The sequence below is a fragment of the Aquimarina intermedia genome, from assembly GCF_008124785.1.
Classification (GTDB): Bacteria; Bacteroidota; Bacteroidia; order Flavobacteriales; family Flavobacteriaceae; genus Aquimarina; species Aquimarina intermedia.
The window spans coordinates 87,346-105,811 of record NZ_VNHU01000001.1 but is presented as its reverse complement, the minus strand read 5'-3'; the positions used below and the strand labels follow the sequence as shown (position 1 = coordinate 105,811).

At 35.0% G+C, this 18,466-nt stretch carries 15 protein-coding genes; 10 read left to right on the top strand and 5 right to left on the bottom strand.

Going from position 1 to position 18,466, the window contains the following annotated elements; genetic code table 11:
• Window positions 1-210 precede the first annotated feature (210 nt).
• Window positions 211-1,257, top strand: coding sequence for an endonuclease/exonuclease/phosphatase family protein (locus BD809_RS00355; RefSeq protein ID WP_148780966.1), 1,047 nt, complete (start codon window positions 211-213; stop codon window positions 1,255-1,257).
• A gap of 31 nt (window positions 1,258-1,288) precedes the next feature.
• Here BD809_RS00355 and BD809_RS00350 read toward each other — a convergent pair whose 3' ends face one another.
• Together BD809_RS00350 and BD809_RS00345 are read right to left on the bottom strand one after the other, a co-directional pair.
• Window positions 1,289-1,552, bottom strand: coding sequence for a hypothetical protein (locus tag BD809_RS00350; RefSeq protein WP_148780965.1), 264 nt, complete (start codon window positions 1,550-1,552; stop codon window positions 1,289-1,291).
• 96 nt (window positions 1,553-1,648) lie between these two features.
• Window positions 1,649-3,508, bottom strand: a complete 1,860-nt coding sequence (locus BD809_RS00345) for a cation:proton antiporter (RefSeq protein ID WP_148780964.1) — start codon at window positions 3,506-3,508, stop codon at window positions 1,649-1,651.
• A 122-nt stretch (window positions 3,509-3,630) separates the two neighbouring features.
• On the opposite strand from BD809_RS00345, the gene BD809_RS00340 reads away from it, so the two are divergent.
• The 7 genes from BD809_RS00340 (at window position 3,631) to BD809_RS00310 (ending at window position 13,321) form a co-directional block, all read left to right on the top strand.
• Window positions 3,631-4,491 carry a universal stress protein gene (locus BD809_RS00340; RefSeq protein WP_246131383.1) on the top strand — a complete coding sequence of 287 codons (861 nt, stop codon included), beginning with the start codon at window positions 3,631-3,633 and terminating at the stop codon, window positions 4,489-4,491.
• Window positions 4,492-4,515: 24 nt separating this feature from the next.
• A complete protein-coding gene (locus tag BD809_RS00335; RefSeq protein WP_148780963.1) occupies window positions 4,516-6,738 on the top strand; it encodes a SulP family inorganic anion transporter in 2,223 nt (740 codons plus the stop codon).
• Between the two features lie 55 nt (window positions 6,739-6,793).
• Complete coding sequence (locus BD809_RS00330; RefSeq protein ID WP_148780962.1) at window positions 6,794-7,654, top strand: MBL fold metallo-hydrolase; 861 nt, start codon at window positions 6,794-6,796, stop codon at window positions 7,652-7,654.
• 9 nt (window positions 7,655-7,663) lie between these two features.
• Window positions 7,664-9,340 (top strand): S8 family peptidase, encoded by a 1,677-nt coding sequence (locus tag BD809_RS00325; protein WP_148780961.1) that lies wholly within the window; start codon window positions 7,664-7,666, stop codon window positions 9,338-9,340.
• Between the two features lie 8 nt (window positions 9,341-9,348).
• A complete protein-coding gene (locus tag BD809_RS00320) occupies window positions 9,349-11,181 on the top strand; it encodes a M1 family metallopeptidase (RefSeq protein ID WP_148780960.1) in 1,833 nt (610 codons plus the stop codon).
• A 94-nt stretch (window positions 11,182-11,275) separates the two neighbouring features.
• Window positions 11,276-11,659 (top strand): ribonuclease P protein component, encoded by a 384-nt coding sequence (rnpA, locus tag BD809_RS00315; protein ID WP_148780959.1) that lies wholly within the window; start codon window positions 11,276-11,278, stop codon window positions 11,657-11,659.
• A 39-nt stretch (window positions 11,660-11,698) separates the two neighbouring features.
• Window positions 11,699-13,321, top strand: a complete 1,623-nt coding sequence (locus tag BD809_RS00310) for a S41 family peptidase (RefSeq protein ID WP_148780958.1) — start codon at window positions 11,699-11,701, stop codon at window positions 13,319-13,321.
• On the opposite strand, the gene BD809_RS00305 is transcribed toward BD809_RS00310, so the two are convergent.
• The 3 genes from BD809_RS00305 to BD809_RS00295 form a co-directional block, all read right to left on the bottom strand.
• Window positions 13,318-13,776, bottom strand: a complete 459-nt coding sequence (locus BD809_RS00305) for a GNAT family N-acetyltransferase (protein ID WP_394348839.1) — start codon at window positions 13,774-13,776, stop codon at window positions 13,318-13,320. The genes BD809_RS00310 and BD809_RS00305 overlap by 4 nt on opposite strands.
• Before the next feature lie 15 nt (window positions 13,777-13,791).
• The gene (gene rpiB / locus BD809_RS00300) at window positions 13,792-14,226 is read right to left on the bottom strand and encodes a ribose 5-phosphate isomerase B (RefSeq protein ID WP_148780957.1); all 435 of its coding nucleotides are present in this window, start codon (window positions 14,224-14,226) and stop codon (window positions 13,792-13,794) included.
• Window positions 14,227-14,768: 542 nt separating this feature from the next.
• Complete coding sequence (locus BD809_RS00295; protein WP_148780956.1) at window positions 14,769-15,008, bottom strand: putative signal transducing protein; 240 nt, start codon at window positions 15,006-15,008, stop codon at window positions 14,769-14,771.
• A gap of 514 nt (window positions 15,009-15,522) precedes the next feature.
• Between BD809_RS00295 and rnr the strand changes: the two genes are divergently transcribed.
• Both rnr and BD809_RS00285 read left to right on the top strand, forming a co-directional pair.
• A complete protein-coding gene (gene rnr, locus BD809_RS00290) occupies window positions 15,523-17,724 on the top strand; it encodes a ribonuclease R (protein ID WP_148780955.1) in 2,202 nt (733 codons plus the stop codon).
• Window positions 17,725-17,757: 33 nt separating this feature from the next.
• A complete protein-coding gene (locus BD809_RS00285; protein WP_148780954.1) occupies window positions 17,758-18,438 on the top strand; it encodes a head GIN domain-containing protein in 681 nt (226 codons plus the stop codon).
• Window positions 18,439-18,466 lie beyond the last annotated feature (28 nt).

Here is an 18,466-nt window from a genome sequence, read left to right as displayed (position 1 = left end):
TCTGTTTTGCAACAGGGGAAAAATACCCTAATTATAGATATCTTCTTTGATTTATTTCTGCTGTCAAGAAAAAAACCGTCACATGAGAAACGCCTGTTCGTCTATGATATGTTGGATTTTACTATATAGTTAGATGCTAACTATATAATTTTTTTTTGATCGTTACTCTAATGATTGTTAATTTGGTTACCTCTTAAACCTAAACCTTATATGTATTTTAAAATTACGCTCATCCTATTATTTACTAACATTTTGTCTTTTGGGTATGCTCAAACTACTACTTCCTATAAAGTTATCACTATTGGTTTTTATAATTTAGAAAATCTATTTGATACTATAAACGATCCTAAGACCTTTGATGATGACCGCACACCTGATGGAAAAGATCATTGGACCGAAGCAATATATCGTAAAAAGCTCAAAAATATGGCCTCTGCAATTGTAGCTATAGGTAGTGATCTAACTAAAAGTCCACCGGCCATTTTGGGCGTTGCAGAAGTTGAGAATAAGAAAGTATTGGAAGATTTGATACAACAAGAAGCTATGGCATCCTACCGCTATGGTATCATTCATCATGATTCTCCAGATCGTCGAGGAATAGACGTGGCTCTGCTCTATAGAAAAGATATTTTTAGGCCCATTCAATCGATGACTCGCCCCGTTTTACTATATGACCAAAAGACAGGAAAACGTGTGTATACGCGTGACCAACTTGTCGTGACCGGATATCTCGAGAATGAACTTTTACACATCATAGTAAATCACTGGCCTTCACGAAGAGGAGGCGAAGCCAGAAGCAAGTACAAAAGAAATAAAGCAGCTCGCATTACACGTAACATAATTGATTCTTTGTTGTTCAAAGATCCTTATGCAAAGATTATCACCATGGGAGATTTTAATGACGGTCCTAAAAATGAGAGCATTCGAGAGGTTTTAAATACGTCAAATACAATAAATACACTTTCTGACTCAAGACAATTCAATCCTTTTGAAGAAATTCTGTCGAATGGCACTGGATCTCTAGCTTGGGGGGATAGCTGGAATTTGTTTGATCAAGTTTTGCTTTCAAAAGCACTTATGAAAACGGATTACAAAACGTTTCAATACTATAAAGCTCAAGTATATGCTAAAAAATTTCTAACTACTGCCAACGGTAGTTATAAGGGATATCCATTTAGAAGTTTTGCAAATGGTAGGTTTACAGGAGGATATAGTGATCATTTTCCTGTTTGCGTGTATTTGATAAAGAAAAAGTAAAAAGGCTCCGCTTGGAACCTTTTTATTTATATTATGAACAAGTAAGTCCTTCCAATTGCTCTCTAAAGGAAGCTTCTGACTGTTCGTCAGGGAAACAATTACCTTCAAGATAAGCCTCTAAAGATTGTTTATAGGCATTACAGTTTTCGGTAGTCTGATTTTCGGCATACGCTGAAGCCGCTGTGCTAACGTCAGTAGTTAGCTTTAAACAATCAAAGCCAGCATCATCATCACTTCCACATGAAGTGAGTCCAATGGCTAAGATACTAACACATAAGATTAAAATTTTTTTCATAATTAAAAAGTTAAATAGATTAGAGTTAAAAAGCTAAACTACTTAAAAAGTATTTAATTAACAAAAAATTAAGAAATTATACTGTATTATATCGATTTATTCGGTCGTTTTATCGATTACTGTTGCCGATTCTTCAACATCAATAGGCTTGCCAATATATGCCAAAATACTCTCGGGCTCTATACGTTTAACATCCTCGCTATGTGATGGAATAATTCGAATGGAATCCTCGGGAGTTTTAATAAACAATGGAATCATGTTCCCCTCTTTCTTAGATAATTCAATTAAGCTTTTGTAGTGTTCTTCATTTTCTATTTCAATTTCCATAATCATTGGGTACCGTTCTGCTAAATCCATGAGCTTATAATAATCATCTGTTTGAGAGAATAGACCTTCTTCCGGATTATTGTCGGGATCACTCATCTCCTCTGTAGTCACCAATCTAAAAGATCCATTCTCACCGAATTGATCTGCAAATTTTTTGATAGCATATTTATTTATATCACTGTTTCCGGTCAATGCCATTACAATTCCAATATCGCTTAACTCTATATTATCTTTGATTGTATTATTATAGATGTTACCTTCTATAGCGTCTAAGCCCAAATTTTTAGCTTTTTTGACATTACCTTTATTATTGTCCAAGAGTACAACGTGTCGGTCATTTGTTTTAAGATATGAGGCTATAAGACGAGAAACCTTTGATCCACCAACGATTAAAATACCCTCTGATTTTTTCAGAAAAACACCTACCAGTTTAGCGAATAACCTGGCAGTGGTAGCGTTTAAAAGTACTGTTCCCAACACAATCATAAAAACTAAAGGTGTTATATACTCTGCTCCAGGTTCACCGTCGGCAGTCAATTTTAAACCAAACAATGAAGCTATTCCTGCCGCAACTATACCTCTTGGTCCTACCCAGCTAATAAATAATTTTTCTTTCAGTTTTAAGCCAGAATCTATGGAGCTCAAAAACACACCGACAGGCCGGATAAAAAATACTACAGTGGCAAATAACAATACTGCTTCCCAGTTATATACCAATTCAAGTTCTTCAATATTAATATTTGCAGATAATAGAATAAAAAGAATCGAAATCAGCAGTACGCTTAGTGATTCTTTAAAATAAAGGAGTTCTTCAATATTAGGTAAATTTATATTTCCTAACACCATTCCCATAATAACAACAGATAATAAACCTGATTCGTGTGCAAATACATCAGAAAGTACAAACACTCCAAGGACTGTTGCTAGTGTGAAAACATTTAATAAATAGTGAGGAATTACATTTTTTTTGATTGCAAAAGCAAGTGCGTGTGCAAAAGTGAAACCAAAAGTGAAACCAAACAGAACGATTTTTCCAAATTCCATTAACGCAGTTTGCGTAAATTCTTGTCCTTCTCCTACACTTATGAATTCAAAAACCAGAACTGCTACCAAAGCTCCTATGGGATCAATTAGAATCCCTTCCCACTTAAGAATGGCTGAGACATCTTTTTTGAGAGGAATGTTTCTAAGAATAGGTGTAATTACGGTAGGTCCTGTCACAATAATTAGAGAGGAAAACAAAAAAGAAATCGGCCAACTTAGTCCGAAAATAAAGTGAGCAGCAAGGCCAGCGCCAAAAAAGGTGACGATTACAGCTACACTAATAAGTTTTATAATCACCGGGCCGATGTTTGAAATTTCCCCTCTGCGCAGCGTAAGTCCTCCTTCAAATAATATGATACTTATTGCCAGTGACACAAAATAAAATAGACTTTCGCCGGGAAATAAGCCTTGTGTTCCGTTCCAAATAGGTTGTATTAATTTTGTGCTATTCTCTGTAAATAAGGTAGATATAGGTCCAACAAGGAGTCCAATTAATATTAAAGGTAATATCGCGGGGATTTTAAATTTCCAGGCTACCCATTGCGCAAGTATTCCTAAAATTATTATTCCTGATAGCTCAATCATATGTTTTATGTCTTAAAAAGCTAGCAAGTTCGTCATTTTTTTTATGATGTATAAAATCGTTAACAATTTTTCACTTTTAAAAATTAATTCTATATTCTACCCTTAATGTAAAATTATATCATTTGAACCCTTGTCTATCTCAAAAATTTAAAACCGTTTTAATAGGTGTTGCTTTTTCACCAAATCTCCAAAATAACATTTTTGAAGCCATGCGATTGGTTGACTTTTTTGATTGCCGCCTAGTTCTAGTGCATGTTGGTGAGAAAACCAAAGAAAAGCAGGAGACTATTCGACATTTATTATCCGGGTTTGAGGATGACGATGACGGAAAAGTGAAAATGATATGGAAAGACGGTAATCCTGTAGAGGTTATTATTAAATCGGCTCAGAGTACAAATGCAGATCTAATTATGCTGGGAGCGACACCAAGAGAAGATATTTTAAAGTTTTATATAGGATCCATCGCACGTAAAATTGTTCGTAAAGCACCATGTTCAGTTTTATTGCTTATAAAACCTTCTGAAGATCTTCGACCGTGTCGACATATTGTAGTGAACGGTTTAAACAATAATAAAACACAGGAAACGTTATGCGCATCCTTTGAATTTGCACAGAATCTGGATAGTAAACAACTAACGATTGTTGAAGAAATTTCTAAGAAAGACGTTAAGGTAATTGTACAGGATAACAAGTCTTTACTCAAAAGTACCTTGATCAAAGAACAACTTTCCCAAAAACAAGCACTAAGAGTTCATGATGTTTTAAAAGAAATACCGTCACAACTAAAAAGTGCAGTTAAAATCAAAATTCAACCAATTTTTGGACAGAGAGGGTATTCCATTGGACATTATGCTAAGATTGTCGGTGCCGATTTATTAATAATGAACGCTCCGGAAAAGAGCACTTTTTTAGATCGTATTTTTCCGCATGATATGGAATATATCTTATCAGAGCTTCCAACCGATGTATTAATTGTAAGATAAATGATAAATTTTAAGAATACCTCAATGAACTTTCTTAGTAATCTGCCAAAAAACATGTTTTCGGGTTTTGTTGTTTCCTTAATTGCACTTCCTCTTGGGTTAGGATTAGCATTGGCGTCTGGCGCACCTCCGATTTCTGGCATTATCGCCGCAATCGTTGGAGGTATAGTCGTCGCAATCTTTGGGGGTTCACATGTTACTATTGCTGGACCCGGCAATGGTTTGGTGGTTGTATTATTGGGTGCGATCTCTACGCTGGCAAGCGGAGATCTCTATCAGGGCTATCTCTTTACGCTAGCAGCGATTATTTGCTCGGGAGCGTTGATGTTGCTTATAGGTTTTTTGCGGTTGGGTATTCTTAGTGATTTTTTTCCTTCCTCTGCAATTCAAGGTATGTTAGCTGCCATTGGTATAAGTATTTTAGCAAAACAGCTTCATGTCATGTTTGCTAATACTGATGCTCAGGGAGATACTATCGAATTATTACTCACGTTCCCTTCAGTAGTAGTTGGGCTTTTCTCTCAAGCAACTGCAAGTACCATAGCGGCCGCATCTATCGGTTTAATAAGTTTACTAATTATGCGATTTCATGGAGCAATTCGAAACCCATATTTAAAGCTAATTCCAGCACCCATGTGGATCGTAGTGCTCGTTATTGGGTATAGTTATTATTATGAATTTTTCTCTAGCGAAACATATCCAATAGCTACAGCTTTATTAGTTCAACTTCCTGACTCTGTTTTATCTGGTTTTCCTACACCGGATTTTTCTCTATTGTTTACGCCTCAGTTTATTGGAGTCGTTCTAGCAATAACACTAATATCAAGTATAGAGTCCTTATTAAGTATCAAAGCAATCGATCAGTTAGATCCTGAGCGACGTAGATCAAATGTGAATCGCGATTTAAAAGCTCTGGGTCTGGCCTCTATAGTGAGTGGTTTGTTGGGAGGTCTCAACGTTGTTACTGTAATTGCTCGTAGCTCTGTCAATGTAAACAACGGCGGATCTAATCGAAGTGCTAACTTCTTTCATGCATTTTTTCTAATTCTTTTTGTGTTATTATTCCAAGATCAACTTCGCAGAATTCCTTTGACCGCACTTGCTGCGATCTTAGTGTATACTGGATATAAGCTCGCTTCGCCTTCAACGCTTAAAAGCATTGCAAAAATTGGAAATGAACAAGTTTTTATTTTTTTCGTTACTATAATAGCCACGATCACAACCAATTTAATTACTGGTATTTTTATCGGAATTTTAAGTACATTAATTATCCATATTATCTTAAATAAAAGTGTGCTTCTGTTTCTTTCGAATGCTATTCGCCCCAACGTTTTAATGTTCAAAGAACAGGCGCAAGGGAATTATTTTGTGAGCGTCAAAAATTTTTCAAGCTTTATGAACTATTATAAGCTTAAAAACAATTTAGATGCAATCCCGATAAATGGAGACGTCATTGTTGATTTTTCGCTATGTGAGTTTGTGGATTTTACCGTACAGGAGCATTTGCTGGGATATCAAGAAATTTTTACGCGCAACGGCGGATCTTTTGATATCAACGGACTGGATATTCATGGTACTTCATCTACCCATCCGTTAGCAGTGCGCCGATTGCTCTCCTTTTCTAACGCTAAAAAAACAAAAACCAATCTTACAAAAAGACAGAAAGATCTACAAAATGTGGCTCATGACTTTGAGTGGTCCTATAACCCTGTAAAATTATATGAAGTAAATCCGCTTTATTCTTTTGTTTTCTTTAAACTAAAAAAAATCAATTTTATTCATAATCAATTAATTGATGAACATACAAATTTCAACGTTTTTGATACAGAATATACCGAAGGCGAATTTATATCTCAAAAGCAGTTGCGAGCTACTTTTTTAAGTATAAAATTAAAAAAAACTATTCCGAATTTTACATTGCATAAAGAAGACTTACTGAATTTTTTATATCGGTTTTCAGGATTTAAGGATATTGATATCAAAGATCATCCTGATTTTTCAAAACGTTTCTTTTTAATGGCTGAAAATAAAGCTGAAATAGAAGCTTTTTTTACGGATGCTTTAGTCTTATTTTTTGAGAGCAATCCTTACTATCACATTGAGTCTAATGGCAACGCTCTTTTAGTCATGAAAACAGAACGCTTGGCTAGCGTGAAAGAAGTAAAAGCGCTCCTGGATTTTGGAATTAGGCTGCACAAAATTGTTTCTAAGTTGAAATATGAGCCTAATCTGTTAAAAACTCTGTAAATAAAGTCAACTTCGCTGCCATTTTTTCTATTTTGCAAGGATAATTTGAGTCTTTATGAAATTATATCCTATAAACGCAGGAAACTTCAAACTAGACGGTGGCGCTATGTTTGGGGTAGTACCCAAAGTAATCTGGAATAAAACCAATCCGGCGGACGAGAAAAATCTAATCGATATCGCAGCCCGTTGCTTACTAATAGAAGATGGAGATCGATTACTACTTATTGATACCGGTATGGGTAATAAACAATCTGATAAATTTTTTAGTTATTACTCTTTATGGGGAGATGACTCTATTGATCGTTCGTTACAAAAATACGGGTTTCATCGAGACGATATTACGGATGTATTTATGACGCATCTACATTTTGATCATTGTGGAGGTACCGTACAATGGAATACGGATCGTACAGGGTATGAATTAGCTTTTAAAAATGCAAGGGTGTGGAGTAATGAGGAACATTGGCAGTGGGCTACTAAGCCCAACCCCAGAGAGAAAGCCTCTTTTCTAAAAGAAAATATTTTACCTATTCAGGAGAGTGGACACCTTAATTTTGTCAAGAGGTCAGGAGAAGCCTTTCAAACGAACTCAGAGCTTGGTTTTGATATTTTATTTGCCGATGGTCATACCGACAAACAAATGATTCCTCATATTCAATATCAGGATAAGACAATTGTTTTTATGGCAGACCTTTTACCGACAGCAGGCCACATTCCATTGCCTTATGTTATGGGATATGATACAAGACCTTTACTTACTATGCCAGAAAAAGCATTATTTTTGGAAAACGCTGCAAAAAACAACTGGTATTTATTTTTAGAGCACGATGCTCATAACGAAATAATTACCGTTCAGCAAACAGAAAAAGGTGTTCGATTAAAAGATGTATACACCTTCAATGAATTATTTAATTAATAGTACCATATGAATCTTTCAACACATAAAATAGCCGTGGCATTTGCTTCGGCAGTATTACTAACCGGTTGTGGAACTCCGGCAATTATCTCAACTCCAATAGAAAACATAGATACCGTTCCTCTGAAAACCATTCCTTTATCTGACACCCAATTAAAAAATTGGAAAGCTGCTGACTTAGTAAGCGACACTATCCCGGGGATGAGTGTTGATAAAGCGTATAACGAAATTATAAAAGGTAGAAAAGGGAAGACTGTAATCGTCGGTGTCATTGATAGTGGCGTAGATATAGAACACGAAGATCTGGATGGGGTAATTTGGACCAATCCCGGCGAAATTAAAGGCAATGGTAAAGATGATGATAATAATGGATACATTGATGATGTTCATGGGTGGAATTATCTTGGAGACAGCACCAATGAAAATTTGGAATTTGTACGAATAATTAAAAAACTAAAGCCAAAATATCAAGGAAAAACGTTGTCCGATGTGGCTGCATTAGATCGTTCGGAATATCAATTATATATTGAAGCAAAGGCAGAGTACGAAAAAGAATATCAGGAAACTAAGGGCAATAAAGATCAGTATGAACAAATATTTAACCAAATACAAGTTTCTCATAAAGCCTTAACCGAAGCCTTGGGGAAGGAAGATTATTCTAGTGCTGAAGTGGCTCAACTTAATCCAGAAACGCCCGAAATGAAACAGCATGCTGGGTTTATATCTCAAATGTTTGGTTTTGCTAACGGTGATGAACGTATTCCTGATCTAATAGCTAATCTTAAAGAAGGTATTGAGTACTTTTCAAGTTCATTAAATTACAATTTGAACCTTGAATTTGATGGGCGCAAAAATGTGGGAGACAACGTTGATGACCTTACCGACACTGCTTATGGGAATAACAATGTTATGGGGCCAGAACCAGATAAGAAAGGATTAAAGCACGGTACACATGTTGCTGGTATTATTGCCGGAGAGCGTGGGAATGACAAAGGTGTAGATGGTGTAGCACAAAATACTAAGATTATGGTCTTACGTGCTGTTCCTGATGGAGATGAATATGATAAAGATATCGCCTTGGCAATTCGATACGCGGTTGATAATGGCGCTAAAGTTATCAATACAAGTTTTGGAAAATACTTCAGCACACATCCGGAATGGGTACAGGATGCTATTAAATATGCGGCAGATAACGATGTTTTAATCGTGAATGCGGCTGGTAATGAAGGAATAAATCTTGATGAAAAGGCTGTATATCCAAACGATCAGGAAACAACCGGATCCGAAATTGCTAACACCTTTTTAACTGTCGGAGCTTTAAACTATGAGTATGGAGGTAATTTGGTTGCGAATTTTTCGAATTATGGAAAAAGTAATGTCGATGTATTTGCTCCCGGAGTTAAAATTTGGGCTACAACACCATTAAATACTTATGAATACTTACAAGGAACCTCTATGGCTGCACCGGCGGTAGCAGGAGTAGCCGCAATGATCCGTTCATACTATCCCAAATTGTCTGCAGCTCAAGTGAAACAAGTTCTTATGAACAGTGGCCTCTCTACAAAAGCAACGGTAGTGATTGGTGGTGATGCAGCTAATACAGGAAATTTTACAGAATTATCAAAATCAGGAAAAATGGTGAATCTCTATAATGCACTAATTTACGCTGATAAAATGTCTAAATAATCATTCTTATGACTAAACTATTTTCTTTAGTGTTTTCTTGTATGGGAATACTAGCAACTTATGGCCAAAATAATACAAGTTATTGGCAACAACATGTTTCATATACCATGAATGTGAATATGAATGTTGAGAATTTTCAATATAAAGGAACTCAGGAATTGGTATATACCAATAATTCACCAGATACCTTAACACAGGTTTTTTATCATTTATACTTTAACGCTTTCCAACCGGAAAGCGAGATGGATGTTCGCTCCCGTAATTTGCCGGATCCTGATAGTAGAGTTGAGGATCGCATAAGTAAATTAACTCCGGAGGAGATTGGATTTCTTAAAGTGGATGCACTTACTCAAGATGGACAAGAAGTAACATATATCACCGAAGGAACCGTTCTTGAAGTGACACTTACAGAACCGATTGCTCCAGGTAAAAAGGCAACTTTTGCAATGCAGTTCAATGGACAAGTACCAAAACAAATTCGTAGATCAGGACGCAATAATGCCGAAGGCGTTGCACTCTCAATGACACAATGGTATCCCAAAATGGCAGAATACGATTTTGAAGGATGGCATGCACACCCATATATCGCCAGAGAGTTTCATGGAGTTTGGGGAGATTTTGATGTAACCATCACCATAGATAAAAATTATGTGTTGGGGGGTACAGGGTATTTGCAAAATGCAGATGCTATTGGACATGGATATCAATCGGGTGACAAGAAGGTAACAACGAAAGAGAAAAAGCTCTCATGGCATTTTAAGGCACCTCAGGTGCATGATTTTGCCTGGGCTGCTGATCCGGAATTTATTCATGATAAAGTACAGGTTCCTAACGGACCCATGCTTCACTTTTTGTATAAAAACAAAAAGGAAATTCAAGAAAACTGGAAAAATTTACAGCCAAAAGCTGTAGCCTTGATGGAGTATTTCAACAAAAATATTGGCGACTATCCTTATGATCAATATTCTATCATCCAAGGAGGTGATGGGGGTATGGAGTATGCGATGTGTACGCTGATTACAGGTGAGCGTGAATTTGGAAGCCTTGTTGGTGTAACAGCTCATGAAATGGCTCATTCCTGGTTTCAACATATTTTAGCAACCAACGAATCTAAGCATGAATGGATGGATGAAGGGTTTACCAGTTATATTTCTGCTTTAGCAATGAATACAGTAATGGAGCAAAAAAAGGAAAATCCATTCGAAAACATCTACAAGGGATATACGTGGTTAGCTACTTCAGGTAAAGAACAACCGCAAAGTACACAAGCTGATCATTATGATTATAATGGTGCCTATGGTGCTTCAGCGTATTCTAAAGGAGCTGTCTTTTTAGCACAGTTGGGCTATATCATCGGCGAAGAAAATTTAGCAAAAACTATAAAAAGATACTATTCCGATTGGAAGTTTAAGCATCCTACACCTAATGACTTCAAAAGAATCGCAGAAAAAGTTTCCGGTATACAGCTTGACTGGTATTTAACTGATTGGACACAAACCACAAGTACAATTGATTATGGTGTCAAAAGTATAGAAGAAGAAGATGGTAAAGCTATTGTCAGCTTAGAAAGAATTGGGCGTATCCCTATGCCTATCGACTTATTAGTAACTTATAAAGATGGTACCAAAGAAGCTTACTATATTCCGCTGCGTATGATGCGTGGACAGAAAAAGAACCAACACCAAGATATTGATAGGGTAGTTGCTGATGATTGGGCGTGGACACATCCTATGTACAAACTCAACTTATCAAAGTCTAAAGCAACCATATCAGAAATTGTTATCGATCCATCTAAAAAAATGGCTGATATTAATGCTGGAAATAATACAATGAAACTATAATTTATTTTAAAGTTTCTAGGATCCGGACTTATTAATTAAGGCCGGATTTTTTTTACTCACATACTAATAAATCTTATCCTTATTTTTGCACAGTATGCAAGCAACTTTATCCAAAAAAGAGCGTTTAAAAAGTAAGAAAACCATTGAATTCCTGTTTTCTGAAGGGAAATCAGTTGCTCAATATCCAATTCGTTTAATTTACACTGTAGGACCGGATACCGAAGAAACAAATTTACGTGCTGCTGTGTCGGTAAGTAAACGTAATTTTAAAAAAGCAGTAGATCGTAATCATATAAAACGTTTATTGCGAGAATCCTACAGAAAAAATAAGTATCTTGTACAACAACAAACTACCCAATCTTATAATTTAATGATTCTGTATACTGGAAAAGAGTTTCCTAGCTCATCTCGTATAGAAAAAAGTGTAATGAAAGTGTTGCAGAAGTTTATGGATAAAGAAATTTCAAAAAGCAATTAAGCACATAACTTCCAACATCTTCAAAAGGATAGACCTACTATGAAAAAGAGAATTATATTCAGCAGCGCGGCATTAGTCTTATTTTTTGCTACCGTAAGTTTTAAATCCGATTTTTTTGAGATTGCCAAACAGATCGAGATTTTTACTACAATGTTTAAAGAATTAAACATGAATTACGTAGATGAAACCAATCCTGCAGAACTTATGGATACAGCCATTACTGCAATGTTAGATGATTTGGATCCTTATACAAAATATTGGAATGAACAAGATGTAGAAGCTTCCAAAATTCGTAATGCCGGAGAATATACAGGTATTGGCGCCACAGTAAAAACGGGTAAACATAGCATTGTAATTGTAGAGCCTTATAAGGACTATCCAGCGGATAAAGCAGGTTTAAAGGCCGGAGATGAAATTATTAAGATAGGAGATATCGACATATCGAATTTTGACGAAGATGCAGGAGAACTGCTTAAAGGTGCTGGTGGGACAAAAGTATCTATCACATACAAAAGACAAGGAGAGTTAAAAACAACCGTACTTACACGAGAAGAAATTGAGGTGAATGCAGTTCCATTTTATACCTTGCTATCAGATAACATTGGTTATATCGTCTTATCAAAATTTAATAATAAGGCATCAAGTGAAACTATCGCCGCCTTAGAAGCATTAAAAGCGAAAGGAGCTGATAAAATTATTCTGGATCTTCGAGGTAATCCAGGTGGATTGCTTAGTGAAGCAATCAATGTTACCAACATTTTTGTACCCAAAAATGCGTTAATAACTACTACAAAATCTGTGGTTAAAAAGTATAACAAGGAATATTACACTAAAAATCAACCCATTGATGTTACTATTCCTCTGGTTGTTTTGGTGAATGGTAGAAGTGCATCGGCCAGTGAAATTGTAGCCGGTGGTATACAGGATTTGGATCGTGGGGTGGTCATTGGAGCTCGTAGTTTTGGAAAAGGCTTGGTTCAACGTCCCAAAAAACTTACCTATGGAACACAAATTAAGATAACCATCTCAAGATATTACACTCCGAGTGGTAGATGTATTCAAGCGTTGGATTACTGGAACAGAGATAAAAATAATAAGGCGGTACGCTACGATAAAAACGAAAGCAAAGCGTTTAAAACAAAGAACGGTAGAACTGTATATGATGGTGGAGGTATACAACCAGATATTGAACTTGCTTCTTCGGGATATAGCAATATAACAACAGCTTTGTTAAAATCTGATGCTATTTTTGATTTTGCAACACAGTATTATTACTCACATTCTTTGAATAAATCATCAGATTTTGCATTTACTGATAGCGATTATGAAGCGTTTAAAAAATTTGTAAAGCAAAGTCAATTTTCTTTTGAAACTGAGACAGAAGCTGCCTTAAAAAAAGCCATGCTGGTTGCTAAAAAAGAAAAAATGGATGCATCGGTGTTTGATAGTTATCAAGCTTTATTAAAAACCATTCAAACTACCAAGGAGCAAGGTTTGGATACAGACAAACAAGAGATTAAAGCCCTATTAACCGATGAAATTATAAAACGCTATTTCTACAGAGAAGGCTTATATGAGTATTATGTAACACATAATCCTGAAGTCTTAAAAAGTGTAGAGATTCTTAAGGATAGTAAAGAATACAACAATATTCTTAACTAATTCTGCAAACTACGGATCATCTTTATATGTGGAATACCATCTTCAAGATACGTATCTCCTTTTTGCAGAAACCCATGTTTTTCGTAAAATTTTTTTAGATATAACTGCGCCGATATAGTTATGGTATCAGTAGCATAAAATCTTTTTATAGCCTTTAGACTTTCTTCGATAAGTTGATGTCCATAAGAAAATTTTCTTTGATCGGCTGCCACAATTACACGCCCAAGACTCGCATTGTCAAAATATGCCCCAGCATCAAATAATCGTGTGTAAGCAACGATATTACCCTCCTTTACACCAATAACATGCAATGCTTTTTGATCTTTATTATCCAAGTCCTGATATACACAATCTTGCTCTACAACAAAGATCTCTGTCCTTAGTCTCAAAATTTCATATAATTCATCAATAGACAACTCATTAAATTTTTTGACAAAAAAATTAATTTCAGACATAACTGCGAAGTTATTTTATGAGCATTGAGATATTTTGGTGACTCTATTTTGATGTCTGCCACCTTCAAATTCTGTGTCAATAAAAGTTTTGACCATTTCCAGCACTTGAGCTTCTGATGTATACCGTGCAGGAATACATAAAATATTAGCATTGTTATGTTGCCTGGATAAAGCAGTAATTTCTTTTATCCAACATAGACCAGCTCTTACATTAGTATACTTATTAGCTGTCATAGCCACTCCATTACCACTTCCACAAATCAAAATACCAAACTGTACTTGGTCTGTATCTACTGCCTTAGCGACCGGATGCACAAAATCAGGGTAGTCAACACTACTAGTATCATCAGTACCGTGATTAATGACTTCTATACCTTCAGACTCTAACAATGACTTTACAGCAAATTTATAAGCTGTTCCCGCATGATCATTACCAATAGCTATTTTCACAAGAATTCGATTTAAAGGTCCATATTTACTACAAAGATAGGGGTATAGCATAAAACGATGGCTAAAAACACACATAAAATGTTTATCTATACCGTTGTGTTCATAAGTAAGTCAACCCTGTTAACATCTTATGTGAATAACTAGTTTCTAAAATTCAGGAAGTTTATTTTGTACTATCAAAAAAAATAACAATACAAGGAAGATCCTCATATATCAAAATTATAACGTTACAATTTTTGGCTAAGTTTTGAACCAATATTTTGAGTTATCAACCGCTATAATTTTTAGAAAAATTTCACATTTTACCAATGTTAGTTTTATTAACAACTGTTTATTACTTTTTAAGATACTATGTAAATCAATCGTTTATTACAATTTATGTATGTTAATAGCTATTTGATTACAGGTTTTAACTTCAAAAGCAAGTTTAAAACATAAAAGTTTTACCGCTATTAACACCCTATAATAATAACCATTCAAGTTTTAAAAAATTCGAAAAAAGAAAATTTAATATAATATATGTGTTAACAAGTATAAAGAAATTAAACTATTTTAAGATGCTTAGGTAATTGAAGAGAATCTATAATTTCTCTTGCTAAAAGTACGTCGTTTGTGTGAACGCGCAAATGTATTCCGCCTAGGGCATTTGAGTAAAAGGGAAAAACGTTCGCCATTACTTCATTTTCAAAAAAATGATTGATCCCTTCTTGTTCTAATAAGTGTTTTAAAACTGCGTACTCGTAGGAATACGTAAAGGTCATTACAACTACAAAGTTTTTCATCGATACACTATTGTTTTACTTAAAGATACAAATTAGCTATAGGATTTTCGTTAAGATGATGTAAAAATTAAAGAAAAATAGTTTCAATAGCGCTTAGATATAAGCCATTTACCTAAGAATTAGGTTTGGAAGTGTTATGTAATTTAGTAGTATGAGATGAATCAATTTCCGTTTGATAATCCTCTGGATGAAACTTATTATTTTTATCTATAGAGTTACCTATATGAACCATAAAAATATACACCCCTACGATAAAGATGAATATAAAAAACAGAATTACTTTATGTACTTTACTAATTTTTAACATGTTGACAAGCTTGTATAAACTTACTTGGTAAAAGGTATATTAAAATTAAGAAAATTTTAAGAAATGGTAAAATAATTGGTTAAAATATTTTGTCACTGTGCAAAAGTTGGATCGTACAGGTTTTAGATTAACAAAAGTTTAATGCCAAATTCAATGATGTTAAAAGATTAGCCGTACATTTATAAGATTAAAATATAAATGACCTAAATGAAAAGAAAGAATAGCCGAAGAAAACAGTCAGCTAAAATTGAAAATCTTACACAGTCCATACTAAAAATACTCAAGGCAGATACTGATAAAACATTTAATTATAAGCAGATAGCATCAAAATTAGGTGTAGATGATCCTAGTAGTCGCAATCAAATAATTAAAAAGCTATCTCAGCTTACCGCAAAAAAACAAATAGAAGAAGTTGAACGTGGTAAGTTCAAGTTAGTACCAAATATTAATACCTACACAGGCACATTAGATGTAACAACAAAAGGTTCAGGATACGTAGTTGTAGAGGATTTGGAAGAAGATATTTTCATACCTAAAAACAATCTCAATAAAGCATTGGACGGTGATGAAGTTGAAGTTTATGTATACAAAAGAAAGCGCGGTGGTAAAAGTGAAGGAGAAATTTCTAAAGTAATCAATAGAAAGCGCGATGAATTTGTCGGGGTAATTGAAATTCAAAAAAATTACGCCTTTGTCAGTACTCAAAATTCCAAAATGTATACAGATATCTTTATTCCAAAAAATAAGATATTTGAAGCAGCTGATGGAGATAAAGTACTGGTTAAGCTTGAGGATTGGCCTGAAAAAGCAGATTCGCCGTTTGGAAAAGTTCTCAAAGTTTTAGGTAAGCCGGGAGAGCACAATACAGAAATTCATGCTATTCTAGCACAATATGGGCTACCCTATGAATTTCCTAAAGAAGTAGAGGAATATGCAAATGCAATCGATACCTCCATTCAGGAAAGTGAAATAGCAAAACGTCGCGATATGCGAGATACGCTTACTTTTACGATTGATCCAAAAGATGCAAAAGATTTTGACGATGCCTTATCGTTTAAAATTTTGGATAATGGAAATTACGAAATAGGCATTCATATAGCAGATGTTTCTCACTATTTGCAACCGGGTACTATTTTGGATGATGAAGCTTATGAGCGGGCTACCTCGGTCTATCTTGTCGATAGAGTTGTACCAATGTTACCGGAAATTTTATCAAACAATGCTTGTTCCCTACGACCTAATGAAGAGAAATATACCTTTTCGGCAGTATTTGAAATCAATAAGAAGGCAGAGATAAAAAATCAATGGTTTGGTCGTACAGTAACCTATTCTGATGCACGGTTTGCTTATGAAGAGGCTCAACATATCATAGAATCCAAATCAAATACAATTCCAGATGAAATTTCATTGAGTGGAACATCTTATGAAGTACCACAAGCTATAGCTGATGCCGTTATAACAATGAATGATTTATCCAAAATCATGCGTAATAAGCGTATGCGTGATGGTGCAATTTCTTTTGACAAGGTCGAAGTTAAGTTTAGTCTCAATGAAGCGTGTGAGCCAACGGGAGTGTTTTTTAAGACTTCTAAGGATGCTAATAAATTAATTGAAGAGTTTATGTTGCTTGCCAATAAAAAAGTAGCAGAGTTCATTGGAAAGCAAAATCCGAAGAAAACATTTATCTACCGAGTGCACGATGAGCCCAATGATGAAAAACTGGCAGCATTACAAAATATTATCAGTCGTTTTGGATACAAACTAGATTTAAAAGATCGTAAATCAACTACAAAATCATTAAATGGATTGTTAAGTGATGTTCAGGGTAAAAAGGAACAAAACCTGGTAGATACTTTGGCGATACGCAGTATGAGTAAAGCAGAGTATACAACACACAATATCGGTCATTATGGATTAGCATTCGATCATTACAGTCATTTTACCAGTCCAATTAGAAGATATCCGGATGTAATGGCACATCGTTTATTACAACACTATCTTGATGGTGGTAAATCGGTAGCAGAAGAGGAATACGAAGAAAAATGTAATCATAGCAGCTCGATGGAAGGGATAGCAGCTACTGCAGAGAGAGATTCTATCAAATACATGCAAATTAAGTTCATGAAAGATCATGAGAATGAAGAGTTTTTAGGTGTGATTTCTGGCGTAACCGAGTGGGGTATTTATATCGAAATTATAAGTAATAAGTGCGAAGGTATGGTACGACTTAAGGATATGAATGATGATCATTATGTTTTTGATCAGGACGAATATGCTATAATGGGTCAGAAAACTAAAAATGTGTATCAATTAGGGGATGAGGTTTACGTTAAAGTTAAAAATGCTGATCTAGTAAAAAGGCATTTGGACTTTACTTTGATTGGCTCTAAAGAAAGCGTAGAAGCATAATTAGGAATATACTATACGATAAAAATACAGAGAATGAACAGTAATACTATTTTTTATCTACTTTTTCTAGTTGGTTTAGGAGCTTTTGCGCAACAAAAAACAGCTAGTGAATTACAACCTTTTGAGGAGCTAAAAGTTTTTGATAAAATCAATGTAACATTAGTACAAGCAGATCAAAATAGAATAACTATTTCAGGTCCTCAAAAAGATGAAATCGCTGTAGTTGAGAAAGATGGGGTGCTAAAGTTAAAAATGTCATTGGACAATCTTTGGGATGAAAAAGATGCTACCAAGGTTACAATTTTTTATACTACAGTCAAAACAATTGATGCTAATGAAGGCGCATCTGTGCTTGTCAAAGACTCATTAGTACAAGAATCATTGAAGCTTAGCGTACAAGAAGGTGCTAAAATCAAAGGAAAAATTGTTGTCAAGAAATTAGTATCCAAATCTGTTACAGGTGGAGTTATCGAGGTCCACGGATCAAGCAATAGCCAAGATATTACTATTAAAGCGGGCGGCCAATATGAAACTCAAAAACTAGTTTCAGATTCTACGCACGTTTCTATAAGTGCCGGTGGGCGCGCTAGTATTAATGCAAAACTGTTTGTAAAAGCAACTACTACAGCAGGAGGGACCATAAAAATTTATGGAAGTCCCAGGCTGATCGATAGTAAAAAAGTATTTGGAGGCAAAATTATAGAGATTAACTAAGCATATTTATTAGATTTGTAAGAAACAC

Coding starts and splice junctions, on each gene's coding strand:
- BD809_RS00320 (WP_148780960.1), top strand. CDS start 9,349: ATGACTAAACTATTTTCTTTAGTGTTTTCTTGTATGGGAATACTAGCA.
- BD809_RS00305 (WP_394348839.1), bottom strand. CDS start 13,776: ATGTCTGAAATTAATTTTTTTGTCAAAAAATTTAATGAGTTGTCTATT.
- BD809_RS00330 (WP_148780962.1), top strand. CDS start 6,794: ATGAAATTATATCCTATAAACGCAGGAAACTTCAAACTAGACGGTGGC.
- BD809_RS00325 (WP_148780961.1), top strand. CDS start 7,664: ATGAATCTTTCAACACATAAAATAGCCGTGGCATTTGCTTCGGCAGTA.
- BD809_RS00295 (WP_148780956.1), bottom strand. CDS start 15,008: ATGAAAAACTTTGTAGTTGTAATGACCTTTACGTATTCCTACGAGTAC.
- rnr (WP_148780955.1), top strand. CDS start 15,523: ATGAAAAGAAAGAATAGCCGAAGAAAACAGTCAGCTAAAATTGAAAAT.
- BD809_RS00350 (WP_148780965.1), bottom strand. CDS start 1,552: ATGAAAAAAATTTTAATCTTATGTGTTAGTATCTTAGCCATTGGACTC.
- BD809_RS00335 (WP_148780963.1), top strand. CDS start 4,516: ATGAACTTTCTTAGTAATCTGCCAAAAAACATGTTTTCGGGTTTTGTT.
- rnpA (WP_148780959.1), top strand. CDS start 11,276: ATGCAAGCAACTTTATCCAAAAAAGAGCGTTTAAAAAGTAAGAAAACC.
- BD809_RS00310 (WP_148780958.1), top strand. CDS start 11,699: ATGAAAAAGAGAATTATATTCAGCAGCGCGGCATTAGTCTTATTTTTT.
- BD809_RS00285 (WP_148780954.1), top strand. CDS start 17,758: ATGAACAGTAATACTATTTTTTATCTACTTTTTCTAGTTGGTTTAGGA.
- BD809_RS00355 (WP_148780966.1), top strand. CDS start 211: ATGTATTTTAAAATTACGCTCATCCTATTATTTACTAACATTTTGTCT.
- BD809_RS00345 (WP_148780964.1), bottom strand. CDS start 3,508: ATGATTGAGCTATCAGGAATAATAATTTTAGGAATACTTGCGCAATGG.